The sequence below is a fragment of the Streptomyces sp. HSW2009 genome, assembly GCF_040240285.1.
In the GTDB taxonomy this organism is placed as follows: domain Bacteria; phylum Actinomycetota; class Actinomycetes; order Streptomycetales; family Streptomycetaceae; genus Streptomyces.
This window is the reverse complement of record NZ_JBEHZD010000692.1, coordinates 1-3,519: the sequence shown is the minus strand read 5'-3', so window position 1 is coordinate 3,519 and position 3,519 is coordinate 1. Positions and strand designations below refer to the sequence as shown.

Genomic DNA, 3,519 nt, shown 5'->3' with positions numbered 1-3,519 from the left:
GAGTCGTCGGCGACCGCGGCCCCCGGGGCGGGCGCGCCGGGTCGGGTGGCAAGGGGCGGACGTTCGCCGGGATCGCGGCAGCCGCGGTCACCACGGTGCTCGCCGTGGTGGTCGCCGGCCAGGTGGCCGACGGTTCCGACGGCGACGCCAGTGCCGGTGGCGGCGCCCCCGAACAGGCCAAGGCGCCGAGTGCCAAGCGCGAGGGCCGGCTCCCGCCGCCCGCGCCGCCGCCCCCGCCCTCGTACGAGAAGAAGTTGGCGACGAAGTTCCCGCTCAGCCCCGGGCTGAAGGGGACGGGCAAGTTCACCACCGTGCCCGGGCGGGACAAGGCGCCGGGCCGCGGTGAGGTGGTGCGCTACCGGGTGGACGTGGAGCAGGGGCTGCCGCTGGAGACGGAGCTGTTCGTCCGGGCCGTGCAGGAGACCCTGAACGACAACCGGAGTTGGGGCAACGGCGGCCGGCGCACCTTCGAGCGGGTCTCATCCGGCGACGCCCAGTTCGTCATCAGCCTGGCCAGTCCCGGCACCACGGGCGTGTGGTGCGCCAAGTCCGGTCTCGACACCACGCAGGACAACGTCTCCTGCGACTCGGCGGCCACCGAACGCATCATGATCAACGCCTATCGGTGGGCGCAGGGCGCGGAGACCTTCCGCGACGACCAGACGGTGATCTACCGGCAGATGCTCATCAACCACGAGGTGGGGCACCGGCTCGGCCGCGGCCACGAGCAGTGCGGCAGTGACGGCGCGCTGGCCCCGGTGATGATGCAGCAGACCAAGGTGCTCAAGACCGGCAAGGCCACCTGTCGGGCCAATGCCTGGCCGTTCCCGGAAGCAAAGGGCGGCAAGCAGCGCTAGTGCCGGGGCGCCGGCGGTCGGTCCGTCGGCGCCGCCCGGACGCGGTGCGCGAAGGGCCCCGCCAGGCGGGCCCGTACGACCGGTGGGCGGCCGGTGCCGGTGCCGGTGGAAGATCGACGGCCGGCGTCGTGCGGCGGCCGGCGCGGTCGTGCCGCGGTCGGTCGGGGCCGCGGGGGAAGGCGGGGTAGTGGCGGCGCGCGTACGCCGCCCAGGCGGTGATCACCTGGGGTTTCGTCGCCCGCAACGCGGAGTTGCGCAGTCCGCCGGCTGGCGTTGGCCGTGACAACTGCCTGCTCGACTGGCGAGATAAATCGTCTCTATATTCGAGACATCTTTGCCAGGTGGCGAAAAATCGTTCAGTCTTCTCGGCATGTCACGCCACCCTGCCCCGGAGACCGTCAGCTTCGAGCTGGCGCTCATCGGCGTGGCCGGGCACGCGGTCGCCGACGTTCACTGTCGCTAGCGTCCCCCTTCGCCGCTCCCCGCCCCTCAGGGCCCAGGAACGGTTTCTCCCCGCGCGGTCGGCCGCGCAGCCCACGGCCCCAGCGCCGTGCCGCACCTCACTTCACCTCCTTCGCATCCGCCTCGGATGGTTCGGCCCGCCCGGTCGCGGCGTGCCGTGACCCGGCAAGCCCGGATGTCTCCTGCTGAGAAAGGCGTTTCTCGTCATGCGTCAACTGCCCCTCATATCCCGCCGCGTGGCCGCGGCGGCCGTCAGCGTCGTACTGCTGGGCGGCGTGGCCGCCTGCGGGCCCGAGGACAGTGACAACAGCAGCGGCGCCAAGGGCGGCAAGGACGGTGGCGAGCCGAGCAAGGGCGGCACGCTCACCATCCTCAACCGGCAGCCCCAGTCGGACTTCGACCCGGCCCGGCTGTACACCTCGGGCGGCGGCAACATCCCCGGGCTGGTCTTCCGCACCCTGACCACCCGCAACCGCGAGGACGGCCCGGCCGGCGCCAAGGTGGTGCCCGACCTCGCCACCGACCTCGGCAAGCCCAGCAAGAACGCCACCGTGTGGACGTACACGCTCAAGGACGACCTCACGTACGAGGACGGCTCCAAGATCACCACGGCGGACATCAAGTACGGCATCGAGCGCTCGTTCGCGGCCGAACTGTCCGGCGGCGCCCCGTACCTGCGTGACTGGCTGATCGGCGGCGACACCTACCAGGGCCCGTACAAGGACAAGAAGGGCCTCGACTCGATCGAGACGCCCGACGAGAAGACCATCGTCTTCCATCTGCGCAAGCCCGAGGGCGACTTCCCGTTCGTGGCCACCCAGACGCAGTTCGCGCCGGTGCCGAAGGCCAAGGACACCGGGACCGCGTACGAGAAGCACCCGATCTCCTCCGGTCCGTACAAGGTCGTCAAGAACAGCGGCGACGGCGAGCACATGGTCTTCGAGCGCAACCCGCACTGGTCGGAGAAGACCGACGCGGAGCGGCACGCCTACCCGGACAAGGTGGAGGTGAAGTCCGGGCTCGACTCGGCCGTCATCAACCAGCGGTTGTCCACCGGCTCGGGGCCCGACGCCGCGGCCGTGACCACCGACACCAATCTGGGGCCGGCCGAGCTCGCCCAGGTCAGCGGGGACAAGAAGCTCGCCGACCGGGTCGGCACCGGCCACTTCGGCTACACGAACTACCTGGCCTTCAACCCGAAGGTCAAGCCGTTCGACAACCCGAAGGTGCGGCAGGCCATCAGCTACGCGATCAACCGCACCAGCGTCGTCAACGCGGCCGGCGGCTCCTCGCTCGCCGAGCCGGCCACCACCTTCCTGCCCGAGCGCGACTACTTCGGGTACGCGCCCTACGACCACTTCCCGGCCGGCAAGACGGGCGACCCGGAGCAGGCCAAGAAGCTGCTCAAGGAGGCGGGCCACGAGGACGGCCTGACGGTCACCCTCACCCACTCCACCGCCAAGGACTTCGCCACCAGCCCCGAGGTCGCCACGGCCGTGCAGGAGGGGCTGAAGAAGGCCGGCATCACGCTCAAGCTCCAGGGCCTGGAGGACAACGACTACAGCGAGAAGATCCACAGCGTGCAGGGCGCGCCGGGCTTCTACCTCTCCCAGTGGGGCGCCGACTGGCCCGCCGGCGGGCCGTTCCTGGCGCCGATCTTCGACGGTCGACAGATCGTCAAGGACGGCTCCAACTACAACCACGCGCAACTCAACGACAAGGCGGTCAACGCCGAGATCGACGCGATCAACAAGCTGACCGACCTGAAGGCCGCGGCGAAGCGGTGGGGCGCGCTCGACAAGAAGATCGGCGAGCAGGCGCTGTCGGTGCCGCTGTTCCACCCGGTCTACAAGCGGCTGTTCGGCAAGGACGTCAAGAACATCGTGATCAGCGACTGGACCGGCGTGCTCGACGTGTCGCAGGTCGCGGTCCGGTGATCCGGGTGCGTGTGACCTCCGTCGGGACCGTGGCCGCTGCCGGGGCCGCCGCCACCGGGGCCTTCGCCGGGACCGCCGTCGCGGCGGGCCCCGGGGAGCCCTCGTGACCAGCGACGTCCTGGCCGCGGCCCCGGGGGGGGGGCCCCGGGCCCCCCCCCGGGGCCCGCCGCGGGGGGGGCGGGGGGGGGGGGGGGCGGGGCCGGGCGGGCGGGGGGCGGGGCGGCGCGGGCCGCGCGGGCGCCGCCGCGCCGGGGGGGGGGGGG

The 3,519-nt window shown here is 71.9% G+C and carries 3 protein-coding genes; all 3 read left to right on the top strand.

Going from position 1 to position 3,519, the window contains the following annotated elements:
* Positions 1-857: DUF3152 domain-containing protein (locus AAHZ94_RS30835; RefSeq protein WP_349997022.1), on the top strand; the 857-nt coding region annotated here is incomplete at its 5' end.
* A gap of 370 nt (positions 858-1,227) precedes the next feature.
* On the top strand, positions 1,228-1,320 hold the full coding sequence (locus AAHZ94_RS30830; RefSeq protein WP_349997021.1) for an Ms4533A family Cys-rich leader peptide: 93 nt from the start codon (positions 1,228-1,230) through the stop codon (positions 1,318-1,320).
* 205 nt (positions 1,321-1,525) lie between these two features.
* Entirely contained in the window at positions 1,526-3,256 is a 1,731-nt protein-coding gene (locus AAHZ94_RS30825) for an ABC transporter substrate-binding protein (RefSeq protein WP_349997020.1), read from the top strand.
* The last annotated feature ends 263 nt before the right edge of the window (positions 3,257-3,519 follow it).

Bases quoted from the DNA above. Each gene is read 5' to 3' on its own strand.
- AAHZ94_RS30830 (WP_349997021.1), top strand. From the start codon at position 1,228: ATGTCACGCCACCCTGCCCCGGAGACCGTCAGCTTCGAGCTGGCGCTC.
- AAHZ94_RS30825 (WP_349997020.1), top strand. From the start codon at position 1,526: ATGCGTCAACTGCCCCTCATATCCCGCCGCGTGGCCGCGGCGGCCGTC.